Annotated in this window: 17 protein-coding genes and 1 tRNA gene; 8 read left to right on the forward strand and 10 right to left on the reverse strand. The window is 48.6% G+C overall.

Annotated features, from left to right (window positions below; translation table 11 throughout):
- Positions 1 to 167 precede the first annotated feature (167 nt).
- Both C8D98_RS02555 and C8D98_RS02560 read left to right on the forward strand, forming a co-directional pair.
- Positions 168 to 1,286 carry an ABC transporter substrate-binding protein gene (locus C8D98_RS02555; protein WP_132871750.1) on the forward strand — a complete coding sequence of 373 codons (1,119 nt, stop codon included), beginning with the start codon at positions 168 to 170 and terminating at the stop codon, positions 1,284 to 1,286.
- A gap of 76 nt (positions 1,287 to 1,362) precedes the next feature.
- A tRNA-Met gene (locus C8D98_RS02560) sits at positions 1,363 to 1,436 on the forward strand.
- Positions 1,437 to 1,528: 92 nt separating this feature from the next.
- Here C8D98_RS02560 and C8D98_RS02565 read toward each other — a convergent pair.
- The 4 genes from C8D98_RS02565 to C8D98_RS02580 form a co-directional block, all read right to left on the reverse strand.
- Entirely contained in the window at positions 1,529 to 2,848 is a 1,320-nt protein-coding gene (locus C8D98_RS02565; RefSeq protein WP_132871751.1) for an NAD(P)/FAD-dependent oxidoreductase, read from the reverse strand.
- Positions 2,849 to 2,918: 70 nt separating this feature from the next.
- The gene (locus C8D98_RS02570; protein ID WP_132871753.1) at positions 2,919 to 3,830 is read right to left on the reverse strand and encodes a DUF2860 family protein; all 912 of its coding nucleotides are present in this window, start codon (positions 3,828 to 3,830) and stop codon (positions 2,919 to 2,921) included.
- Between the two features lie 2 nt (positions 3,831 to 3,832).
- Positions 3,833 to 5,128, reverse strand: coding sequence for a sigma-54-dependent transcriptional regulator (locus C8D98_RS02575; protein WP_132871754.1), 1,296 nt, complete (start codon positions 5,126 to 5,128; stop codon positions 3,833 to 3,835).
- Positions 5,128 to 6,372: an ATP-binding protein gene (locus C8D98_RS02580; protein WP_132871756.1), complete on the reverse strand. Its 1,245-nt coding sequence runs from the start codon at positions 6,370 to 6,372 to the stop codon at positions 5,128 to 5,130. The genes C8D98_RS02575 and C8D98_RS02580 overlap by 1 nt, the downstream gene beginning before the upstream one ends.
- 378 nt (positions 6,373 to 6,750) lie before the next feature.
- Here C8D98_RS02580 and speA point away from each other — a divergent pair, with 378 nt between their 5' ends.
- The 5 genes from speA to C8D98_RS02605 all read left to right on the forward strand — a co-directional run bounded on the left by speA (position 6,751) and on the right by C8D98_RS02605 (position 13,608).
- Positions 6,751 to 8,676, forward strand: coding sequence for a biosynthetic arginine decarboxylase (speA, locus tag C8D98_RS02585; RefSeq protein WP_132871757.1), 1,926 nt, complete (start codon positions 6,751 to 6,753; stop codon positions 8,674 to 8,676).
- Positions 8,677 to 8,687: 11 nt separating this feature from the next.
- Positions 8,688 to 9,905: a saccharopine dehydrogenase family protein gene (locus tag C8D98_RS02590; RefSeq protein WP_132871759.1), complete on the forward strand. Its 1,218-nt coding sequence runs from the start codon at positions 8,688 to 8,690 to the stop codon at positions 9,903 to 9,905.
- A gap of 2 nt (positions 9,906 to 9,907) precedes the next feature.
- Complete coding sequence (nspC, locus tag C8D98_RS02595; protein WP_132871761.1) at positions 9,908 to 11,086, forward strand: carboxynorspermidine decarboxylase; 1,179 nt, start codon at positions 9,908 to 9,910, stop codon at positions 11,084 to 11,086.
- Positions 11,083 to 11,973 (forward strand): agmatinase, encoded by an 891-nt coding sequence (gene speB / locus C8D98_RS02600; protein WP_132871762.1) that lies wholly within the window; start codon positions 11,083 to 11,085, stop codon positions 11,971 to 11,973. The genes nspC and speB overlap by 4 nt, the downstream gene beginning before the upstream one ends.
- A 69-nt stretch (positions 11,974 to 12,042) precedes the next feature.
- On the forward strand, positions 12,043 to 13,608 hold the full coding sequence (locus C8D98_RS02605; protein WP_165871165.1) for an MraY family glycosyltransferase: 1,566 nt from the start codon (positions 12,043 to 12,045) through the stop codon (positions 13,606 to 13,608).
- Here C8D98_RS02605 and C8D98_RS02610 read toward each other — a convergent pair.
- From C8D98_RS02610 to C8D98_RS02630, 5 genes are all read right to left on the reverse strand, one after another.
- Positions 13,605 to 14,456, reverse strand: a complete 852-nt coding sequence (locus C8D98_RS02610) for a glycosyltransferase family 2 protein (RefSeq protein ID WP_132871765.1) — start codon at positions 14,454 to 14,456, stop codon at positions 13,605 to 13,607. The genes C8D98_RS02605 and C8D98_RS02610 overlap by 4 nt on opposite strands.
- Before the next feature lie 85 nt (positions 14,457 to 14,541).
- Positions 14,542 to 16,515 carry an acyltransferase family protein gene (locus tag C8D98_RS02615; protein WP_132871767.1) on the reverse strand — a complete coding sequence of 658 codons (1,974 nt, stop codon included), beginning with the start codon at positions 16,513 to 16,515 and terminating at the stop codon, positions 14,542 to 14,544.
- Positions 16,512 to 18,434, reverse strand: a complete 1,923-nt coding sequence (locus C8D98_RS02620; protein WP_132871769.1) for an acyltransferase family protein — start codon at positions 18,432 to 18,434, stop codon at positions 16,512 to 16,514. Before C8D98_RS02620 ends, C8D98_RS02615 begins: the two co-directional genes overlap by 4 nt.
- Before the next feature lies 1 nt (position 18,435).
- Complete coding sequence (locus C8D98_RS02625; RefSeq protein ID WP_132871770.1) at positions 18,436 to 19,212, reverse strand: glycosyltransferase family 2 protein; 777 nt, start codon at positions 19,210 to 19,212, stop codon at positions 18,436 to 18,438.
- On the reverse strand, positions 19,212 to 20,369 hold the full coding sequence (locus C8D98_RS02630) for a GDP-L-fucose synthase family protein (protein WP_243640900.1): 1,158 nt from the start codon (positions 20,367 to 20,369) through the stop codon (positions 19,212 to 19,214). The genes C8D98_RS02625 and C8D98_RS02630 overlap by 1 nt, the downstream gene beginning before the upstream one ends.
- Positions 20,370 to 20,488: 119 nt before the next feature.
- Here C8D98_RS02630 and C8D98_RS02635 point away from each other — a divergent pair, with 119 nt between their 5' ends.
- Entirely contained in the window at positions 20,489 to 21,565 is a 1,077-nt protein-coding gene (locus C8D98_RS02635; RefSeq protein ID WP_132871772.1) for a glycosyltransferase family 4 protein, read from the forward strand.
- On the opposite strand, the gene C8D98_RS02640 is transcribed toward C8D98_RS02635, so the two are convergent.
- Positions 21,535 to 22,053: a NanQ anomerase/TabA/YiaL family protein gene (locus tag C8D98_RS02640; protein WP_132871774.1), complete on the reverse strand. Its 519-nt coding sequence runs from the start codon at positions 22,051 to 22,053 to the stop codon at positions 21,535 to 21,537. The genes C8D98_RS02635 and C8D98_RS02640 overlap by 31 nt on opposite strands.
- Between the last annotated feature and the right edge of the window lie 74 nt (positions 22,054 to 22,127).

Below are 22,127 nucleotides of genomic sequence, written 5' to 3' on the forward strand. Positions count from 1 at the left end.
ACTCCTGAGTTTATATATCGTCCTCTTCTGCATAAACTTAACATAATTTAGTTTGCATATTAATTATAATTGTTGGCTGAAAGATTATAATTAGCTTGATAAAACATTTGAAATTATCATGACATTTGTTATAATCAGCAACCGACCCCATTCAAGGAGTGAGATTAATGAGAAAAATATCATTTATACTGCTTGCGCTGCTCGTTTGTGCCGTTGCGCATGCTGAAATCAGGCTGGGCGGTCTTTTTTCCGTTACAGGCCCCACAAGCTTTCTGGGAATGCCCGAAAAACAAACCCTTGAGATGCTCGTTGAAGAAGTTAACAAAAGCGGCGGCATCAAAGGCGAAAAGATCAAGCTTTTCATCTATGACACACAGGGCGACGAAAATATCACAATCAACTCATTCAAAAGACTTGTGACCGTTGACAAGGTTATCGCTGTTGTCGGACCCTCCAGAACAGGAGAGGCGCTGGCAATAAAAAACCTCGCCGTCAAATATAAAGTTCCGCTGATATCCTGTGCGGCAAGCCTTGATATTGTTACACCCGTCAGCAAATATCTCTACAAAACTCCTCAGTCAGACACACAGGTGGCTGAAAAGCTCCTTGAATATCTCCAGCACAAAAAGAAAAAGAACATCGCCCTCATCACCGAGCAGAGCGGATACGGCTCAACAGGCAGGGACGCAGTTCTCGAATATGCTAAAAAATTCAACATGAACATTGTCGCAGACGAAAAATTCCGTGACAAAGATAAAGATATGACATCTCAGCTTTCTAACATCAAAGCGAAGAAACCCGATGCCATCATCTGCTGGGCGGCCGGTGCGGCACCCGCCATCATCGCCAAAAATGCTCAGCAGCTGGGCATGGGTGACCTCTATATGACACAAGGGGTCGCTTCCATGAAGTTTATTGAGCTGGCAGGCGATGCGGCAAACGGAATCAAACTTACAGCCGGCAGAATCGTCGTTGCAGATCAGCTCCCCGACAGCGACAAGTTTAAAAAGACCCTTGTTAAATATAAAAATGATTTCGAGTCAAACTTCAAATCTCCTGTTTCCGCATTCGGAGGCCACGCATATGACGCTTTCATCCTTTTCAGAGCGGCATATCTTAAATCAGGCAACAACAGCGAAAAACTGGCAGGAGAGCTTGAAAAGGTCAGAAAGCTCGTGGGTATCGCAGGCGAGTTTAACATGAGCCCCACAGACCACACAGGGCTTACAAAGGACTCTTTCGTAATAGTTGAGATAAAAGACGGCCAGTTCGTTCTGGCTAATTAAGACCGCATATTTGGTGATTTGTTAAAAACTTATTGACTGCAATAAAAAGATAGGGTATATAAACATCCCTATCTAAGGCGGTGTAGCTCAGATGGTTAGAGCATGCGGCTCATATCCGCAGTGTCCGGGGTTCAATTCCCTGCACCGCCATTTAAAAAACCGGATCGTTTGATCCGGTTTTTTTGTTTTCAAGGTAATCATTTAATTACAAATATGCTTAATAGGTCGTAAGCGTGGGGAAATTATCCCTCCGGCATCCTCTTCACAGGCTTTTTATGGTTTTTCTGCAGAATGCAGTTTGTGCAGTTGTCCTGTTCTAGGATAAGCACGGATTCGTTGCCGAAGCAGAACGACATTACCCAGTCGAAGAACACGGCCACCTGCTTTTTAAACATGCCTATTTTTGCGAGATATGCCACTTTCCATATGTAATATGCCAGTGCCCCCCTCATCTTTATTCCGAAGAGGTTCACCACCGAGTTGTTTTTGCCGAGAGACACGAGATAGCCGAAGTGGAGATATGAGAACTCAATCGGTTCTTTTCCGTTTATAAGGCGGATAATGTTCTTAACAGCCATAACGCCCTGCTGCATGGCCAAAGGAGCCACAGGGGGCAGAAATCTGCCTTTAAACTCATATGCACAGCTGTCGCCGATAACAAAAACATTGGGTGCATCTATGGATTGGGGGGTGAGCGCTTTGTTGATTTTCAGTCTGCTGTCGGGAGTGGCTTCGCCGCCCATATGCTTCAGATATTCCTGACCTTCAACTCCCGCAGTCCATACGGTGAGCGTGGAGTTTTTGGTATACTGCTGTCCGTTTATGGAATATGTGATGTGGGTCAGACCGACTTCGTCGACAGCGGCACCGTTGACAACATGGATGCCGTTGTTCACAAGAATTTCCTGAGCTTTCTGTGCCTGTCCGGGGTCTATGGCCGGAAGAACGGTTTTTGCGTATTCGAAAATGGTTATGTCATATTCGTCAGGCTTCACCGTGTTATATTCTTTCTTGATCTTGGCTCTGATATAGTCGTTCATTTCGCTGGCTAGTTCCACTCCGGTGATTCCGCCTCCTATAATGGAGAATGAAAGCAGTTTGCGCTTTTCTTCGGGATCATCCATTGTGCTCGCTTTTTCCAGTGAGTCGATTACCAGATATTTGATGTGTATAGCGTCTGTTATGTTCTTAAATTCAAAAGCATTTTTCATTGCGGAAAGGTTGCCTCTGAAGTTTGTCCGGCTCCCTGTGGCCACAATGAGATAGTCATAGCTGTATTCGCCGTTTTCGCAGATCACTTTGCGGGTTTCAGGGTCAACTTTCTTGACCTCATCTTTAACGAAGTGCACAAGGTTTTTTACGCATATTTCTCTGAGGGGAAAGACTATATTTTCGGGTTTAACATTTCCGCTGACAACCTCGGCAAGCATGGGGGTGAAGAGTGAATAATTGTTTCTGTCGATAAGGGTGACGTTAACTTTGCCGGATTTTATGTGTTTTCTGAAAAATGAAACAGCTGTGAGGCCGCCGAAGCCGCCTCCCAAAATAAGAACGTTTTTCATATGGAAGCCTCTGTCTATATGGTGTAATTTAATTTACACCTGATTGGTCTTTTTGTACAGAGGGATTCGGTCAGAAATTCAATCCTGCTCCTATGGCCGCAAAATATGTTTCTGCGTCAAAAAACTCGGTGTTTGCTTCCCTTGCGGAGTAGCCGCCGGCGAAGGTGAGGAATTTGTCTTTAAACCCAAAGGGGTTGTTAAGGGTGTAGAGGAGCATTGCGCTGTAGTCCGTCTCTTTTCTTGTTTCTTCAAAGTAGGGATTGGCGGAGTCGAAATCCACTCTGTCGGCCGAAAGCAGGAAGATGAGGAAGTCGCCGTCGTGGGTAAGGGTGGTGACTTTTACGCCGCCTCCGAAACCGTCGAATGATTCAGCACTGCCGCTTCTGTCACCTCTGGAGTATTTTGCGAAAAAGTCTGTGAATATCTTTCCCTTTTTAAGTGTATATCCGGCTTTCAGTTCATAGTCGTATCCGTTTCTGCCGAGTGAGCTGTGCGCCGCTTTTGCCTTGTCGTCGGCAACGTTTCGGTGAACAGCGGCCGATTCCGCAAAGAAGCCGGAGCCGCCGATGTTTTTAAGCTTGATCTTTAATCCGTAGCTCTCCGCCTTGGATTTACTGCGATCGTAAACGTAAGGGTTTTCCCATTCGTTCTCTATGGGGCTGATGAGAAGCGACACATCCGCTTCGGTCTTGTTCATGAATTTTGAGGTGACGCCCAGTTCAAGTTTGGGGACTATTTCTGTTCTGGGGGCGCCGAAGTGTATTTTTGTTCTGTCGTTCAGCGCATAGTTTATCTCGCCGGATATCATTGCGCCTATTTTTGTGAGGGAATCGAAATCCGACTTATCGCCGTCTCCGTCCACCATAAGTTTGTCATCCGAGTTTATTACAAAAATTCCGCCGGTGATATAACCGGATATTTTGTCCTCCGCAAAGGCAGAGAAAGAGACCAGCAGGCAGATAAGCAGAGCAGTAACCCTCATAATTAATCCTCGATATCGAATTCTTTCAGTTTATTATGCAGAGTGCGTCTGGATATTTCAAGGATTTCCGCCGCTTTCGACTTATTTCCTCCGGTTTTTTGCAAAGCTTTTACAATTAATTCACGTTCATTGTCACGAATGCTCAGTCCGCCTGTCTGTTTTGAACCCAGAGGGGGCAGTGTGGATGCGTCCAGTTTAGTGGATGTGGTGAGAATCATGCTTCTTTCCACCAGATTCTCAAGCTCACGGATGTTTCCGGGGAATGGATAGTTCTTCAATGCCCTCAGATATGCTTCGTCGGCTGACTTTACAAGTTTGCCGAAACGTTTTGCATGCTTTTCGATGAAAAACTTTACGAGTGCCGGAAGCTCCTCTCTCCTTTCACGCAGAGGGGGGATCTCAACGGGGAAAACCGCAAGGCGGAAATAGAGGTCTTCACGGAAAGCTCCGGTTTCGGAGAGTTTTTTCAGGTTTTTGTTGGTGGCGGCGATTATGCGCACGTCGGTTTTGAGGGTTCGGGTGTCGCCGACCCTTTCGAAGGTGCCCTCCTGAAGAACCCTCAGCAGTTTTGCCTGAACCGCCTGCGAAAGCTCGCCTATTTCGTCCAGAAACAGGGTTCCGCCGTCTGCCGCCTCAAAAAGTCCGGTCTTGTCACGTACCGCAGTGGTGAACGCACCTTTGACGTGACCGAAAAGTTCGCTTTCTATGATATTCTCGCTCAGGGCGGCACAGTTTATTGCGAGGTAGGGTTTGTCCTTGCGCTTGGAGTTGTCATGCACCGAGCGGGCGACCAGTTCCTTGCCCGTGCCCGATTCTCCCAGAATAAGCACAGTTGCGTCTGTGGGAGCCACAAGTTTCAGCTGACTGATTATGTGCCCCAGACCTGTCTCTGAATAGACACCGTTGAAGACGTATCCGTCGGCGGGGGCATATTCGCATGTGCTCCCCTGTTCGCAGAGTTTCAGAGCTTCCATCAGTGCGGGAATGTCCACCGGTTTTGTCAGGTAGTCCGCCGCACCCAGCTTCATGGACTCCACAGCAGTTTTTACAGTTGAAAAAGCGGTTATGATTATGACAGGAGTTTCAATGCCTTTGCGGCGCATCATTCCCAGCGTGGTAATTCCGTCCATGATGTCCATTTTCATGTCCAGAAGCACCGCATCAAAAGTATGACTGTCCAGAATGTTGAGCGCTTCAAGACCGTTAGCCGCCTCACTTGTTGAGTGCCCGGCATCTTCCAGATGGAGTCTCAGCATCAGTCTGTGGTTCTGTTCATCATCAACAATAAGTATTTTCATCAGAAAGTTATCTCCGCTGTAAACACATCTTTGGCTGAAAGGTTCAGCCCGAACCCGTGGAGGGTCAGTATTCTTTTTACAATGGCAATGCCCAGTCCTGTTCCAACGGTTTTTGTGGTGTAAAAGGGGGTGCCAATCTTTTCAGTCTCAGGTACAGTTCCGGCTATCCTGTTGGTGACTGTCAGGCTGTGGGGTGATATCACCACCGAGACGGATGTGTTCTCCGGTGATGCCTGAACAGCGTTCAGCAGAAGGTTGAAAAGCACCTGCATCATCTTAGGGCTGTCGGCCTTTATGCGGGTTTCGGTTCCAGATACATTAATAGTTATACTCTTTGCCGCCGCATCCGCTGTCAGCAGTTCGGCAGTCTTTTTTGTGAGTTCAAGGAGGCTGACTTCGGTTTTCTCAATGGAAATGTCCCGTCCGTAGGTCAGGAAGTCGTTCACAATCCTGTCCAGACGTGAAAGCTCGTCAACGCACCTTTCCGCTATGTCCTTTGCGGCTCCCTCGCTCTTTTTTGCCGAAAACTCTATCAGACCTTTAACGGAGCTGAGCGGGTTTTTCAGCTCGTGTGCCATAACGAGGGACATTTTTCCCATCTGGGCTTCACGTTCGGCCAGTTCCAACTGACGTGACTGCTCGGTGCTGTGGCGCATGAATCTGATTGTATAGTAAAACACTGCGGCCAGAAGAATCTGGAGCAGAACAACCCCTGTCAGGAACCCGTATTGCGAGGCCTTTATGCTCTCAAGGCCTGATGAGTCAAGGAGTGCGCCCCCGTAAGCTACTGTCTGGGGAGTGTTGAATCCATCATAATTGTGCATGCGCCCCATCCGTCCCATGCCCATGTGGTGCTGGTTTATCCGCTTGATGACCAGAAGACCTTCAGCGGTCTGAACCACAAGACGTTTGGAAAGCTCCACCTTCGGCAGATCAACGTCGCCTGAGTTGAGGAGCATTTCGCCCTTTTCGTCAAACAGGTAGAGTGATCTTATGGTGCTGCTGTCCGTTGTGTCTTTCAAAATTTCTTTAAATCTGGGCGAATAGTCCGGATCCAGAGCCATCATAGCCCTTCGTCCGCCTTCGAAAGTTGAGAGTGCGGCAAAACCTGTCAGAGCCAGAGAATTTTTCGCACTTTTGACAGTGGCGGCGGTGTTATACATTTGTGCGAGCACCACCAGCAGGTTAAGTACCATTGCGGCAGCGATCAGAATTTTAAGTTTGTTTGCAGTTCTTTTTTCCATGATTCAATAATACACCTTATTGACAGAAATTTACATTTGAAAAATTTGCCAGTGAGTGTGCATAAATTGCACACTTCAGACCGGAGTATAAATTTTGAACGCCAAATAGTCGGAATTTTGGCTGAAATGGCGTTTAATTTTGTAAAAACCTCGTGCTTTTTATGTCATAAAGCTGTCAAAACGGAATGTAAATTCTTGTCTATCAGTATCTTAATGTAATTAGGCGCATTATTATCCGTTTCTTGCTTTTTTTGGATTTTTGGATAAGGTATGTAATAAATCTTTATATTTTTTCAGTCCGGTTGGTACAATTATATTGACATTATAGTTGTTTTTCCGTAGATTTCTCTGTCCTAAGACTAATGCGGGGGTTTATCAATGTGGCGTGACCCTGAGAAATGTAAAAACTGGACTATTCAGGATTCCGAAGAGCTTTACGGCATCAACAAATGGGGAGCGGATTATTTTCAGATCAATCCCATCGGTGATGTAACCGTTACTCCTTTCGGAAAGGGCAACAATGCCCGTATCAGTCTGTACGACATCGTTCAGGAGATAGAGGAACGGGGGATGAGCATGCCCGTTATCCTGCGTATCGAAAACATTCTGGGTTCCCAGATCAAGCTCCTGCACGAAACTTTCCGCAAAGTTATCGAAGATACCGGATATCAGGGGCAATACAAGGGTGTGTTCCCCATCAAGGTGAATCAGCAGGAACAGGTTATCGAAGCCATTGCCGAATTCGGCAGGAAGTATAACCACGGACTGGAGGCCGGCAGCAAGCCGGAGCTTATCGCCGCCATCAGCATGCTGCAGAACCGTGACGCATGTCTTATCTGCAACGGATATAAGGACGAGGAGTTCATCGATCTTGGGCTTAACGCCGTCAAGATGGGCTATCAGTGCTTTTTTGTTATAGAGGTTCCGGGCGAAGTCGACCTTATCCTTGAGCGTGCCAAAAAACTCAAGGTTCGTCCCCTGCTCGGACTCAGAGGAAAACTTTCAACACAGGCCGAAGGTCAGTGGTCGGAATCAGGCGGAGACAACAGCGTTTTCGGTCTGAACGTCAGCCAGATGGTGGATGTTCTGGACAGGCTGAAAGAGGAGAACAAACTCGACTGCCTGAAACTTCTGCACTACCACATCGGTTCCCAGATTCCCAACATCCGTGACATCCGTGCGGGTGCTCTCGAGGCCTGCCGGATATACGAAGAACTGGTGAACGAAGGCGCCCCCATGGGCTACATCGACTTTGGCGGCGGTCTTGCCGTTGACTATGACGGATCGAACACCAACTATCACTCCAGCCGCAACTATTCCGTCGAGGAATACTGCTATGACGTGGTAGAATCTATAATGAACGTTCTCGGGAAAAAGGGTATAACCCATCCCACCATAATTACCGAGTCCGGCCGTGTAACTGTCGCCTACTACTCTGTATTGCTGTTCAATATTCTGGATGTGTCCAGCTTCATCCCTCATCCCATTCCGGATGAACTGCCGAAATGCAGCAACGATCTGCTAGACAATCTGTTGGCCACATATAAGGACGTTGCGCCCAGAAGCATTCAGGAGAGCTGCAACGATGCGCTCTTCTATCGGAATCAGGCCCGTCAGCTTTTCAAGCACGGCCAGATAACCCTGCGCCAGCGTGCCATGGCCGAGAACCTTGTGCGCCATATTCTGATGAAAATATCCTCCACCGCCAGACACATGACCCATGTGCCAAAGGATGTGCAGGACATAGATAAACTGCTGTACGACATATACTACGGCAACTTTTCGCTGTTCCAGTCGCTGCCCGACGTATGGGCGATAAACCAGATATTCCCCGTTATGCCTATCCACAGGCTGAACGAGGCTCCCACGCGTCCGGCGATAATTTCGGACATAACCTGCGACTGTGACGGCAAGATAGACAACTTTCCCGACTACTCCCACGACAAGAATGCGATCCTTCTGCACGATTTGAAGGAGAGCGAGGAGTATTATCTCGGCGTGTTCCTTGTGGGTGCATATCAGGAGACGCTGGGCGACCTGCACAACCTGTTCGGCGACACGAACGTGGTGTCCATAAACGTTCATCTGGACGGCTCATATGAGGTTGTCAGAGAGCTTGAAGGCGATTCCGTGTCGGATGTTCTGTCGTATGTGGAATACGACGTTAAGGCCATGAAACACAGACTCAAGAAAATAGCCGAGGATGCGGTTCAGAAGGGCTTCATCACCGGAAAGGAACGCAAGGATATCCTCAACGGGTTCGAAGAGGGTCTGCGCGGATATACATATTTCGAGAAGGACTAGGAGTGAAAACAATGTCAAAAATTCTTATAATCGGAGCCGGCGGAGTAGGTAACGTTGTTGTGAAGAAGTGCGCACAGCACCCCGATGTCTTCACCGATATACACCTTGCAAGCCGTACAAAATCAAAATGCGACCAGATAGCTGAAGAGGTCAAAGGCCTCTACGGCGTGAAAGTCAGCACCTATGCCGTGGATGCTGACAACGTGCCTGAGCTGGTTCAGCTCATCAATGCGGTAAAACCTGCGCTTGTGCTCAACGTTGCCCTTCCCTATCAGGATCTTACGATAATGGACGCATGTCTTGAGGCAGGCGTTAACTATATGGACACGGCGAACTATGAGCCGAAAGACACCGCTCATTTTGAATATTCATGGCAGTGGGCATATCAGGACAGATTCAAAGAGAAAGGTCTGATGGCTGTTCTCGGCTGCGGTTTCGATCCCGGCGTAACGAACATCTTCTGCGCATATGCACAGAAGCATCTCTATGACAGCATTGAGACAATCGACATTCTCGACTGCAACGCAGGCGACCACGGACATCCTTTTGCAACGAACTTTAACCCTGAGATAAATATCCGTGAGGTGACTCAGGTTGTGCGCCACTGGAAGAACGGGCAGTGGGTTGAAACTCCCGCCATTCTTGACGATAAATGCATCCACTTCCCCTTTGACTACCCCGAAGCGGGTGTTAAAGAGAGCTATCTGCTCTATCACGAGGAGATGGAATCCCTCGTTAAGCACATTAAAGGTCTGAAGCAGATCCGCTTCTGGATGACATTCTCCCAGAACTACATCACTCACCTGAAAGTTCTTGAGAACGTGGGCATGACGAGAATCGACGAAGTTGAGTACAACGGAGTCAAGATTATCCCCCTTCAATTCCTGAAAGCTCTTCTTCCCGATCCCGGTACTTTGGGGACTAACTACACAGGAAAAGCTGTAATCGGCTGTATCTTTGACGGCGAAAAGGACGGCAAAAGATTTAAAAAATACATCTACAACGTATGCGACCATGCCGAATGCTACCGTGAGGTTCAGGCGCAGGCTGTTTCATACACAACAGGCGTTCCCGCCATGATAGGCGCAATGATGATGCTGAAAGGCATCTGGACGGGTGCAGGCGTTTACAACGTTGAACAGCTCGACCCCGACGTTTTCATGGACGAGCTGAACAAGTGCGGTCTGCCCTGGCAGGTTGTGGACTTTAACGGCGAGCTTCCTGTATAATAATGAGCCAGCAAACTAAAAAGATTCTTGCGGATTTTCCGCAGGAGATAACAGATAAAGTGGATACTCCATGCTATCTCATCAGTGAGGATGTGATACGCAGAAACTGCGAAATGCTGAACTATGTTCAGCTGCGCACGGGTGCAAAGATACTCCTTGCGATGAAGGCCTTCGCTCTGCCGAAGGTCTTCCCGCTCATTTCGCAGTATCTCCACGGAGTCTGCGCCAGCGGACCGATAGAGGCGCAGATGGGAAGGGAGGAGTTCGGCCGTGAGGTGCACACCTACAGCCCCGCATTCTCCCAGTGGCAGATGGAGCGTACAATATCATTCAGCGACCATATCGTGTTCAACTCAATCGGACAGTGGCACACCCACAGGGGAGCCATCGCAAAATCCGGCAGGAACATTGAGGTCGGTCTGCGTGTAAACCCAGGTCATGCCGAGGTTGAGGTTGATCTGTACAATCCCTGTCTCCCCGGTTCCCGTTTCGGCGTGAACCCGAACGACCTTGAGGGTGTCGACCTGACAGGCATCAGCGGTCTGCATTTCCATGCTATGTGCGAGCAGAACTCGGACGTTCTGACGAGGGTTCTGGCAAGCTTTGAAAAGCGTTACGGACATCTTATCCCGCAGATGAAGTGGATAAACTTCGGCGGCGGACACCATATCACCCGTGAGGACTACGATGTGGAACTGCTCTGTGAAACGATAATCGATTTCCGCAAAAGATATAACAATATTCAGGTCTATCTGGAGCCGGGCGAGGCTGTGGTGCTGAACGCCGGAGTTTTCGTCACAAAAGTTCTGGATAAGATTCATAACGGCATGGACATCGCAGTTGTGGATTCATCAGCCGAAACACACCTCCCCGATGTTCTGGCAATGCCATACCGTCCGGTGCTTGTGGGAGCGGCTGAGGCAGGCAAATATGAATTTGACTGCAAAATAGGCTGCATCTCATGCCTTGCGGGGGACTTCATCGGAACCTATTCTTTCAGAAAGAAGCCTCAGATAGGGGACAGGCTAGTGTTCACGGACATGGCTCTGTACTCTTTTGTTAAAAATACCAACTTCAACGGTGTGGAGCTTCCCGACCTTGCGGTTTTCAGCCTTGAAAAAGGATCCTTTGAGGTTGTGCGCAGATTCGGCTACGAAGACTATAAAAGCAGGTTGTCATGAGCGAGATCATCACTTTCCACGGGGACGACGTTCCCCAGTCGAGACCGGACGAGGCACTCTTCCATGTTATCCCCGTGCCCTATGAAAAATCAGTTTCATACGGTTCGGGCACAGCCGAAGGGCCTGCGGCCATTCTGGCGGCTTCCTGTCAGCTTGAGGTTTTCGACGGAAAGAGCACTCCCGCCCAGTACGGCATCTATACCCACGAGGCTGTGAACTGTGACGGCGGACACGAAGAATCGCTGGCAAACATTAAAGAGGCGGTGCTTAACTGCCTGCGCCACGGCAAGATGCCTGTTGTGCTCGGCGGCGAACATACCGTCACCAACGGCGTGATAGATGCGCTGATAGAGAAATACGGCACGGATTTCGGCGTTGTTCAGTTCGATGCCCATGCCGACCTGAGAGAGAGCTATGAAGGCTCAATATTCAGCCATGCCTGCGTGATGAAACGCACCATCGACAAAGGTATACCCATATATCAGCTCGGCACTCGCAGTTACTGCATGGAGGAACACCAGACTAGGGTGTATAACGAAATACCCTATATGGACGCAGAGGACATCCACAGGCAGGGGACGGACGCATTCGTCCTGCCGGACGGGTTCCCGGAAAAGGTATTTATCACATTTGACATAGACGCTCTGGATTCATCAATAATGCCTGCAACAGGCACTCCCGTTCCCGGCGGTCTTACATGGTATCAGGCCATGTGGCTCATCGAACGTATAGTTAAACAGCGCACCTGCATAGGTTTTGACGTTCTGGAATACGCACCTATGTATGGACTGCACAGTGCGGACTTCACTGCCGCCCAGCTTGTTTACAACATGATGGGCTATGCTGCGAGGAGCACCGGAGTGCGCAGTTTTTTTCAGTTAGGCTGAAATAACTGTACAAAATCAACATAAGACTGTATCATTGTTTAAGTTTTTCATATTATCCAGATGGCGGGTATGGACGATTTAAGCATTCTGCTCCTTTCCTTTCTGATTAGTACGCTTACTGTACCGGTTTTCACCATTATCGCCGTCAGATGCGGGATAATCGATGAGCCCGGCGGACGCAAGATACATTCCGACCGGATACCCAGACTGGGCGGTCTGGGAATAATTCTCGGCGTGTTCGTTTCAGTATGGCTCTTCTGCGAGATGGATCCGCTCTACACCTACTACGCTTTAGCTAACTTTTTTATAATATTCATAGGAATATACGACGACAGCAGAAACGTCAGACCTGTCGTTAAACTTGTTTTTCAGGGGCTCGCGGCAACGGTTGTTATCTTTCTGATGGATACCCGTTTTGAGTATTCTCTTCCGTGGCTTTCGTGGATGAACAACGGAATCGTTATGGTTATCTCCACCTATATCTGGATCGCACTGGTAACAAATGCGGTGAATCTTATCGACGGTGTCGACGGACTTGCCGGCGGAGTGGCGTTTATGGCGTTCGGTTCGCTTATGGTTGCGTCCCACCTGTCCATGGATATGAACCATGCAGTGTGTCTCGCTTTTCTGGGAGGGATACTTGGTTTTCTGCGGTATAACCTGCCTAAGGCGACGGTTTTCATGGGCGACACGGGCAGTCTTTTTCTGGGATTCAACATCGCTGTCATCTCCCTCTCCTCATCCTTTAAAACCAACACGATAATGGCGGTGGTAATGCCGGCGCTTTTTGTATCCATACCGCTCTTTGATACGTTTCTGGCCATCCTGAGGCGCACGTTCCGCCTCCAGAACCCTATGACCGCAGACAGGGAACACCTTCACCACAAACTGCTGGATCTGAAGCTGACGGCATCTCAGACACTTATGATATTCTATACCATGTCGATAGTGCTCTCCGCCGCAGCGCTGATATTTTTCCGTGATCCCAAGCTGTATGTGGTTCTCATCAGTATATTCTTGCTCTATTTTTTCCTGCTCTCAATAAAAGTGCTTAAAATTGCCAGTCCTCGCAGAATGATAGAACAGTTCAACGGGCCTGAGAGGCGGAACAGGATAGAGAAGAGGATAGAGCGCATAAAGGGCGATCTGTTCGGATACAGGCTGAGTCTGTTCGTTATTGCTGTCTGCGTGCTGATTTCAATTGTGACTGCTTTTGCGGCGGGCATCGTTTATGCCGAAGAGTGGACGGCTCTGCTGCTTTATATGCTTACTCTGGCGGTTCTCCTGTTTTACAGGATAAGGTCGGCCAGCAGGCTGTATTATGCGGCCATGCTTCTTTTCTGGCTGTTTTATGCGGCGGCTTTCTATTCAGTATCCCTCAGCACATACGCTCTTACAGGCGGTGCGCTGTTCCTGCTTACACTGCCCTACATGCTAAGGGTCACGGGGCTTTTTGTCCCCTATGATCTGCTGAACGTGTTTCTGGTGATACTGGTGTCGCAGCTAAGCGATAGAACTATTGCTGAAGATATGCTTACTGCGGCAACGGCGGCGCTTTATTACATACCGCTGAAGACGGCTATATTGTATGCCATAACCTATAAGAGACCGGAAGATATTAAGAATATAATCTAGCGAAGTCTTCTAGAGGGCACTGTGAACTCTGTCTCCGTGCAGGAGGGAAGTGTGCGGATGCCGAAAAGCCCTACTGACTCTTTCCGCCACAGCCTCATATTGTCCAGAACGATGTACTGATGCATCTTTATCACTTTTTTCATCACTACAGTGAAAAGTCCGCCCAGTTTATGTTTTTTAACCACAAGGTAGTCATCGTTCATCTTTTTCATGAGGTTTTTGGGGCTGTTGTTGCTTGCTCCGCCCGCTCTCATTTTTACGAGGAGCTTGGGCAGATAGCAGGAGTTCTTGCCCTCTTCGCTCATTATGCGGAGGATGAGGTCATAGTCCGCAGAGATGCGGAAGTTTGTATCGAAAAGGCCGTATTTCTGATACAGCTCTCTTTTGACAAAGAAAGAGGGATGCGGGGGCATCCAGCCCATATAAAGCTTGCTTTTGCTGAATTTGCCGCTTTTCCAGTATCTCACCATGCGGTCGGGCTCGTCATGCTTAACGATGGCAAGATCGCCGTAAACCGTTGAACAGTCAGTTTCTTCAAAGCACTTAACTACATCGGCAAGAACATGGTCGGATGCGTATACGTCGTCGGAGTGAAGGATCGCCACTATGTCGCCTGTGGCAAGTTTTATCGCCTTGTTAAGGGCGTGATACAGGTTCTTGTCCTTTTCGGAAATGAGGACAGATATCCTGCTTTTATATTCTTTGATAATTTTGAGGGTTTTGTCTGTTGATTTACCGTCGATGACAATGTATTCGAGGTCAACGTTCCGCTGACCTATGGCCGACTCAATGGCCTGTCTGATGGTTCTTTCGTTATTCTTCACAACGGTGATGACGCTGACTTTCATTTACCTACCATATAGCAGATTTGAGATTGTAAAAATTACCCTACAATTTCTCTTATACTCTTTAGTTGTACAATTTCAAGAGATATTATTGGGACGCCATTTTAGATATCAAAGTTCCTATCCCGCGGACGGCTTCGACAGATCCGGCTCTGGAAAGGTGATTGTCGTCCATGTACAGGGCTTTGCCGTCTTTTTCACCAATGCACTCGCCTTCGGGACAAAGCCCGTCCGCCAGTTCGATTATGGAAAACTTATAATGTTCCGAAAGATTTGCAACGATTTCACGGACTTTTTCGTTGGACTCTTCATATTCGTCTTTTTTTATGCCCACATTGGAGTCTTCAGCCAGCGAGGGCAGATACTTTTGCAGAACCGTGAGCTTCGCAAGCTCTCTCGGGATATCGTAGGGAAAGTCGGGGCTGTCCATTACAAAATAGACGTTCTTGCCCGCCAGCTTCTGCATGGTTCTTTCCAGTCCCCTCTCAAACACTTTAGGGTTCTCCTCGGGAGATGATTTGACAGTTTCGCCGTCCTTTATGAAAAAGTGGGGAGCCGAGCCCACAGAGGCGTCCTGCCAGCGGGCGTTTATCAAAACGTTCTTAACGGGTGACTGCTGTATAAGCTCAAGAACTCTGTCGTTATATTCGATGCATCTGAAAGTTGCGGGTTTCGTTGTTCGGGTCACACCCTGCAGGGGTGCGCATGCCGCCTTTGCCGCCAGAATGCCTGATATTCCTTTTTCTTTGCCGTAGGCATCGAACCCGTCAGCCAGAACAAGAGCGTGGGAATCGCCCCAGAGAATGAAGGACGGTGCTTTTGTCTTGTCACCCATGATGCAGAGTCCGTTAAGGGTGAGTTTTGACGCATCCTTGCTGAAACATTCGGGAGTTTCGAATGCGCTCTTCTCTGTTTTGGCGTATGCCGCCGCCTGAGGCGGTATTCTGTCGGGAAGACCTTTATGCAGAGCGACGTAGCCGCCGAGGATGCATCCCAGCGCCATGACGGCGTAAGTTGCACGGAAGAATACCTTCTTGTTCTCAATCTTTTTAACCCTCAGGGGTTTTTCGACAATGTAGTAGGAGAAGGAGGCGAAAGCGAACGTAAGGAATATGAGAAAGGCATCGGACTTCCAGAACTCGGGGATATGGATGCTCTCCCAGTAGTTTCTGAGTGCGAAGAGCGGCCAGTGCCACAGATAGAGCGAATAGGACAGAAGCCCCACCCACACCACAGGACGCAGGCTGAGGATATTGTTGATCACGCTTCCCTGCGACATTATTATCAGCGCAGTGCCCACGCAGGGCAGAAGAGCCGCATAGCCTGGAAAGGGCGTGTCGGTTTCGAATGTGAAAATACTTATTGAGAGCAGGGCTATGCCTGCTATGGACATGATGTTCGTATACAGAGGTTTTTCAGTTCTCGGGAAAAATTTAAGCGCTATGAGCGCACCGAGCATCAGCTCCCATGTGCGGAAAGGGATAAGATAGAATGCCGCTTCGGGATGGGTCTTTGTTCCCCAGATGCAGAGGATAAAGGACGCAATGAAGAGCGCCAGCGCATAGCGGACGTATTTTTTACTGCCGTATCTGGCTATAAGCATGAGCATTACGGGAAAGAAGATATAAAACTGTTCCTCAACACCAAGCGACCAGGTGTGGAGCAGGGGTTTTGTCTCCGCCTGAGTGTCGAAATAGCCGCTTTCACGCCAGAAGAGTATATTTGAGCTGAAAAGCACCGTCGAAACGATACTTTTTCCGAAACTTTCAAAGTGGGACGGCATAAGGGAGAAGAACGAAAGGATAAAGGTGAACGCCAGAAGGAAATAGAGCGCAGGGAAGATACGCTTGACCCGCCTGACATAGAAGTTGGAAATCGTGAAATTTCCGGCATCAAGTTCCTTAACGATTATCGAGGTTATGAGGTAGCCTGATATCACAAAAAAGATATCAACGCCAACATAGCCGCCGGAGAAAAGGGTCATTCCGGCATGGTAGAAGATAACGGGCATAACGGCCAGCGTTCTGAGGCCGTCTATATCGCTTCGGTATTTTAAACTCATTTCACCATCTCAAGCAAAAGTGCACCGCCGTTTTTGACTGCATAGTCTGCTCCGAATACCGAAAGGTGATCATCGTCGTAATACAGCGCACGGCCGTCATATTGGGTGATGCATCCGTCAGGTCCGCAAAGCCCCTGATACAGAGGAACAACGTGGAAATTGGTTCTGTTCTCATATTCTTTCAGCAGGCTGATGAGGTTTGAGTTCATTGTTTCATAAGTGCCTGCGGATATATTTATAGGCTGTTTTGAGGCTAGGGCCGGGATGTACGCCTTGAGCAGTGCATCTTTTGCCAGTTCACGGGGGACATCGAAATCCGCCTCGGCGTTGTCCAGAACAAAAAAGACCTCTTTGTGCTTCAGCTTATCCAGTGTTCTGTCCAGAGCGGCACGGAAATCTTCCAGTTTTTGGGGTGAGTCGGTGTATTTCATCCATCTGCAAACCAGAACGACATTCTCAACCTTTCTGTTGTCGGCTATTTCGTCTGCAATGGCGATATTGCTTTTTATACACTGGTCGGCCTTCGCCCTGTCTGTTCCTGCCAGACCCAGAAGGGGCGGACAGGCTGAGTTGGACATGAACAATCCTGAGGCCTTGTTGTCTCCGGCGAACTTATCCAGTCCGTCTGAAAGTGCCAGTGCGTGGGAGTCACCCCACAGAGCGAACACGGGTTTCGACTCCGTATCACCCATGGAGCAGTATTTTCCGGCCTTTATGGCATCTTCGGACAGTTCGTAGCACTCTTTTGTTTTAAACTTGCTGTTAGGCGTGTAGGCCAGTTTAGCCGCTTCTTCGGGGATACGCTGGGGTATGCCGTTGGTGACAATTGCGGATGCGCCCACCAGACAGCCGATGAACATAACTGCGTAGGTTGCACGGAAGAACAGCTTCCTGTTTTCTATCTTTTTGACCCTCAGGGGTTTTTCGACAATGTAATATGAAAACGCCGCAAAGGCGAAAGTTAGCAGGATGAGAAACAGGTTCGACTTGTAGAAAGGGGGGATGTCAATATTGCCCCAGTAGTTGCGCAGGGCGAACAGAGGCCAGTGCCAGAGGTAGAGCGAATAAGACAGAAGCCCTATCCATACAACTGGTTTTGTGCTGAGCACCCTGTTAACGAAACTGCCTTCGGACATTATTATAAGTGCCGTTCCCACGCAGGGCAGAAGAGCCGCATAGCCGGGGAAGCTGGTGTCGTGGGAGAAATAGAATATACTGATGCAGAGCAGAAGCAGTCCTGTACCGGACATTATATTCGTGTGGAGCGGTTTTTCGGTCTTAGGGAAGAATTTCAGTGCGATGAGGGCTCCGAGCATCAGCTCCCATGTGCGGTAGGGGATCAGATAGAAAGCCGCTTCGGGGTGTGTCTTCGTTCCCCATACGCAGAGGATAAAAGACGCTATGAAGAGTGTCAGCGCATAGCGGACGTATTTTTTGCCGCCGTATTTGGCTATCAGCATCAGCATTATGGGGAAAAAGATGTAAAACTGTTCCTCAACCCCCAGCGACCAGGTGTGGAGCAGGGGCTTTGTCTCGGCCTGAGAGTCGAAGTAGCCGCTCTCCTGCCAGAAAAGTATATTAGAGCCGAAAAGCACAGTTGAAACAACGCTTTTGCCGAAACTTTCAAAATGCACCGGCATAAGGGTGAAAAAAGACAGCAGAAATGTGAAAGCCAGAAGAAAATAGAGAGCAGGGAAGATACGCTTTACCCGTCTGACATAAAAGTTTGATATGGTGAACCTGTCCTCGTCCAGCTCTCTTACTATGATGGAGGTTATCAGGTAGCCCGATATGACGAAAAAGATATCCACGCCGACGTAGCCGCCTGAGAAAAGAGTCATTCCGGCGTGATAAAAAAGGACGGGCATAACGGCCAGTGTCCGCAGTCCGTCTATGTCGCTTCGGTATTTAAGGCTCATATCATTTGTCCGCCTTGTGTTTTATAACGGTTCTGACGGTCTTCTCCGGCAGAATGCTTTTGACTCTCTGTCTCAGCCATGATTCGGCAATTCTGAACACATAATAGATTATAATTTTGGGGCTGAATCCGCAATATCTTCTTACTGTCTGCAAATGTTCCCTGTAAACCTGAATACGTTTTCTGTCGGAAACGCCCCCCGGCTCTATAACTGCGATGGTTACGGGGGTGTAAAGGAATCTGCATCCCTTTACGGCCAGTTTGTACAGGGTGCCGAAGTCTGCGCCTATTTTTAGATTCAGATCGAACGGATAGCTCCGCATCAGCTCGGTGCGCACCAGTGTGCTCTGGTGGGATGTCAGCATCCCCTGCCATATCTTTTCGGCGGGTATGCCGTGGAGCAGTCTTGTCGTGTAGCCGTAGTCCACCAGATAGTCGCCGTATATCACATCCGGTCTGCCCTTAATAGATGAAAACACCAGCTCAAGGACTTCGGGTGATGCGAAAACGTCTCCGGCATTCATGAAGATGATGTATTCACCGGAGGCGCTGGCGATGCCTTTGTTCATGGCATCGTAAATGCCGTTGTCCGGTTCGGAAATGATTTTCCGGAAGTGCTGTTTAAATGTGTTTATGACGTCCGGCGTACCGTCGTTTGATGCGCCGTCGATTATTATGAATTCATAGTCCTGAAATGTCTGAGCTGTAACGCTTTTAACTGTTTTTTCAAGCCCTGCCGAATCGTTCTTAACAATGGTAACGATTGACACTTTATTCATTATGTGCGGCTCAGATAATCGTTAAAAGCGGACACCAGACCATCTTTCAGGGGGATTCTGTGTCTGAACCCGAGGCTGTGGAGCCTTGAGCAGTCCAGAAGTTTTCTGGGTGTTCCGTCGGGCATTTCGGGGTTGAAGCGGAGTTCGCCTTTATAGCCCACAACTTCAGCCACCATTCGGGAAAGCTCCTTTATGGAGACCTCGTCGCCGGAGCCTATGTTTATGTGTGCGTTGCGGTAGGTTCCGCTGCCGTTGTCCATATCCCATGCATCAACGTTTTCCATCAGAAAACAGGATGCATCGGCCATGTCGTCCACATGCATGAACTCACGCAGGGGGCTTCCGGTTCCCCAGAGGTTCAGAACGGTTCTGCCGTCCTTTTTCTCTATGCCGATTTTTTTCAGACAGCCTTCAAAATCCGTGCCTTCGCATTCGTTTTTCAGGTTGTCCTCTATTGTTTTCATGTCGCCTTTGTCGAGCAGGCTTGCCAGATAGGTCTTTCTGATGAGTGCGGGGATGACGTGTGAACCTTTCAGGTCGTAGTTGTCATTATAGCCGTAAAGGTTTGTGGGCATAACGGATATGAAGTTGCATCCGTATTGCAGGTAATAGCTTTCGCAGAGTCTTATGCCTGCGATCTTTGCCAGCGCATAGGGTTCGTTGGTGTATTCCAGTTCGCCTGTGAGAAGCTGTGCTTCGTTTATGGGCTGTTGCGCATTTTTAGGATAGATGCAGCTGCTGCCCAGAAACAGGAGTTTTTTTACTGAAAACTCGTATGAGTAGTGGATCAAATTGTTTTGCATGCGGAGGTTTTCGTATATGAACTCCGCTCTGAAGGTGTTGTTGGCGTATATTCCGCCCACCCTTGCCGCTGAGTTGAAAACGAAATCCGGCTTAACCCTGCTGAAAAGGTTCTTGGTCTGCCTCTGATCGGTGAGGTCGGTCTTGATCATCCTCAGCTGACCGCTCTTTATCATTTCTGAGTAGTTTTTAAGGTAGTTTTTGTAAACAGGTGCGGGCGTTTTTTTGTAATAAGTGCCTACTATGTTTGTGTAGCCCCGCTCGGCCAAAGCTCTGACAATTGCAGAACCCACAAGGCCTGTTGCTCCCGCCACCAGAACACAGTCGGTCTTTTTGACCATGGTTTTGTTTTTCACGGAAATTCCTGAATATAGTTTAATCTGCCATATTTAAACGAAACCCGTCCGCATGTCAATAGACTGCGCAGAGCCAAAAAAACTTAACACCTCTCGCAGTATATGCTAGTATCCGGAGTATGAACATATACTATGACAACATAGTTTTCTGGCTGCAGCGTTCCGGCGGTATCTCAAGATACTGGCAGGAGCTTGCCATGCGCTTTATAGCCGATTCGGACAGCGAAATAACCTTCATCGAACAGCAGCGCCCATGCGAAAACCGCTTCCGTGAAGCGCTACATATGAGCAATATGCTTTACGAAAGGAGGCTGCCGCTTCAGATCGCAAGATATCTGAACGTGAGGGCGAAGCTGAAAGAGCTTTCGGTGTTTCATTCCAGCTATTACAGGGACATAAATGCGCCCCGTTCGGCAAAGATCGTCACTGTCCACGATATGACCTATGAGCTTTATGTCAAGGGGCTTAAAAAGACTGTGCATACCGCCCAGAAGCGCCATGCGGTGCGGGCTGCTGACGGCGTTATCTGCATTTCGGAGAACACCAGACGTGACCTCCTGAGTTTTTTTCCTGAAATTGACGAATCAAAGATCACTGTGGTACACAACGGCGTAGGCGAGGATTTCAGACCTTCTGATAAGCCGAAAGAGGCTATTTTTGAGGCTTTCGGGCTGAAAGATGATAAGTATGCAGTTTTTCTGGGAGACAGGGGAAGATATAAAAACTTTGATGCCGCAGTAAGGGCATGCGCACTCAGCGGACATTTTCTGCTTGTGATGGGCGGAAAACCTGTGACCGATGATGAAAAAGAACTGCTGAAAACCTGTCTGAAAGACAGATATAAGATATTCGGATATATGACAAACGGGCAGATATGCGAGGTTTTTTCTGCGGCGGACTGCCTGCTCTATCCTTCGCTTTATGAAGGGTTCGGACTGCCTGTTCTGGAAGCCATGCGCTGTGGATGCCCTGTGGTTGCGTCCGACTGCTCCTCTCTGCCGGAGGCGGCGGGGGATGCGGGCATACTGGTTAAAAACATGACGCCTGAAGGCTATGCCGAGGCCATGGACAGCCTGAAAGACCGCAGGGACGAGCTTATCGCCAGAGGCTTTGCCCATTCCGCAAATTTTTCATGGGACAGATGCTTCGAAGAGACAAAATCCTTCTATGCGAAAGTGTTGGGGAAAATAGCCTGAAAAGTTCCGTCAGCGGGGACTTTCAGCACAGTTTTGTAAACAGTTGAGGTTTCGCCGAGCTTTGCCACGCAGAGGTGGGCATCGGCGGGGAAATATACTGCGCAGTCGAATCCTGAGAACGCAAGTTTTGATGCGTTGTCTGTCAGTTTATATTTAATGAGATCCTTTCCCGCATCAAACGGAACGTCCGTCTCCAGTTTTTCAATGCGGCACAGTTCCATCTGTTCGCTTCCGTCAATTATTATCTGTATATCGATGTAGTTCCTGTGTGATTCGAAAAAGCAGAGTTCCCGGTCCTTGGTGTCAAAAGACTGCTCGATGGCGAAGATGCTGTCTGTTATCTGAAATCTTTCAAACGTGGGCTGAGAAAAGGAGCGTATCCTGCGGACCGCATCGGATTTTTCATCTTTAAGCGACAGCAGATATTTTTTTACGGTCTCATCGGCACAGGCGTTTATAAGTTCGTCCAGAACGGTCACAATAGCCATTTTTCACCTCACATGGGTATATATTCCACCTGTGGCGGCAAATATCAATAAAAATCTGTTGCAGTTAGCTTAAA

This window comes from Seleniivibrio woodruffii, from assembly GCF_004339245.1.
GTDB lineage: Bacteria > Chrysiogenota > Deferribacteres > Deferribacterales > Geovibrionaceae > Seleniivibrio > Seleniivibrio woodruffii.

What these genes read in the sequence shown, in the direction of transcription:
- C8D98_RS02605 (WP_165871165.1), top strand. Translation starts at nt 12,043, where the DNA reads ATGGACGATTTAAGCATTCTGCTCCTTTCCTTTCTGATTAGTACGCTT.
- speA (WP_132871757.1), top strand. Translation starts at nt 6,751, where the DNA reads ATGTGGCGTGACCCTGAGAAATGTAAAAACTGGACTATTCAGGATTCC.
- C8D98_RS02635 (WP_132871772.1), top strand. Translation starts at nt 20,489, where the DNA reads ATGAACATATACTATGACAACATAGTTTTCTGGCTGCAGCGTTCCGGC.
- C8D98_RS02610 (WP_132871765.1), bottom strand. Translation starts at nt 14,456, where the DNA reads ATGAAAGTCAGCGTCATCACCGTTGTGAAGAATAACGAAAGAACCATC.
- C8D98_RS02575 (WP_132871754.1), bottom strand. Translation starts at nt 5,128, where the DNA reads ATGAAAATACTTATTGTTGATGATGAACAGAACCACAGACTGATGCTG.
- C8D98_RS02590 (WP_132871759.1), top strand. Translation starts at nt 8,688, where the DNA reads ATGTCAAAAATTCTTATAATCGGAGCCGGCGGAGTAGGTAACGTTGTT.
- nspC (WP_132871761.1), top strand. Translation starts at nt 9,908, where the DNA reads ATGAGCCAGCAAACTAAAAAGATTCTTGCGGATTTTCCGCAGGAGATA.
- C8D98_RS02555 (WP_132871750.1), top strand. Translation starts at nt 168, where the DNA reads ATGAGAAAAATATCATTTATACTGCTTGCGCTGCTCGTTTGTGCCGTT.
- C8D98_RS02565 (WP_132871751.1), bottom strand. Translation starts at nt 2,848, where the DNA reads ATGAAAAACGTTCTTATTTTGGGAGGCGGCTTCGGCGGCCTCACAGCT.
- C8D98_RS02625 (WP_132871770.1), bottom strand. Translation starts at nt 19,212, where the DNA reads ATGAATAAAGTGTCAATCGTTACCATTGTTAAGAACGATTCGGCAGGG.
- C8D98_RS02570 (WP_132871753.1), bottom strand. Translation starts at nt 3,830, where the DNA reads ATGAGGGTTACTGCTCTGCTTATCTGCCTGCTGGTCTCTTTCTCTGCC.
- C8D98_RS02580 (WP_132871756.1), bottom strand. Translation starts at nt 6,372, where the DNA reads ATGGAAAAAAGAACTGCAAACAAACTTAAAATTCTGATCGCTGCCGCA.
- C8D98_RS02640 (WP_132871774.1), bottom strand. Translation starts at nt 22,053, where the DNA reads ATGGCTATTGTGACCGTTCTGGACGAACTTATAAACGCCTGTGCCGAT.
- C8D98_RS02620 (WP_132871769.1), bottom strand. Translation starts at nt 18,434, where the DNA reads ATGAGCCTTAAATACCGAAGCGACATAGACGGACTGCGGACACTGGCC.
- speB (WP_132871762.1), top strand. Translation starts at nt 11,083, where the DNA reads ATGAGCGAGATCATCACTTTCCACGGGGACGACGTTCCCCAGTCGAGA.
- C8D98_RS02615 (WP_132871767.1), bottom strand. Translation starts at nt 16,515, where the DNA reads ATGAGTTTAAAATACCGAAGCGATATAGACGGCCTCAGAACGCTGGCC.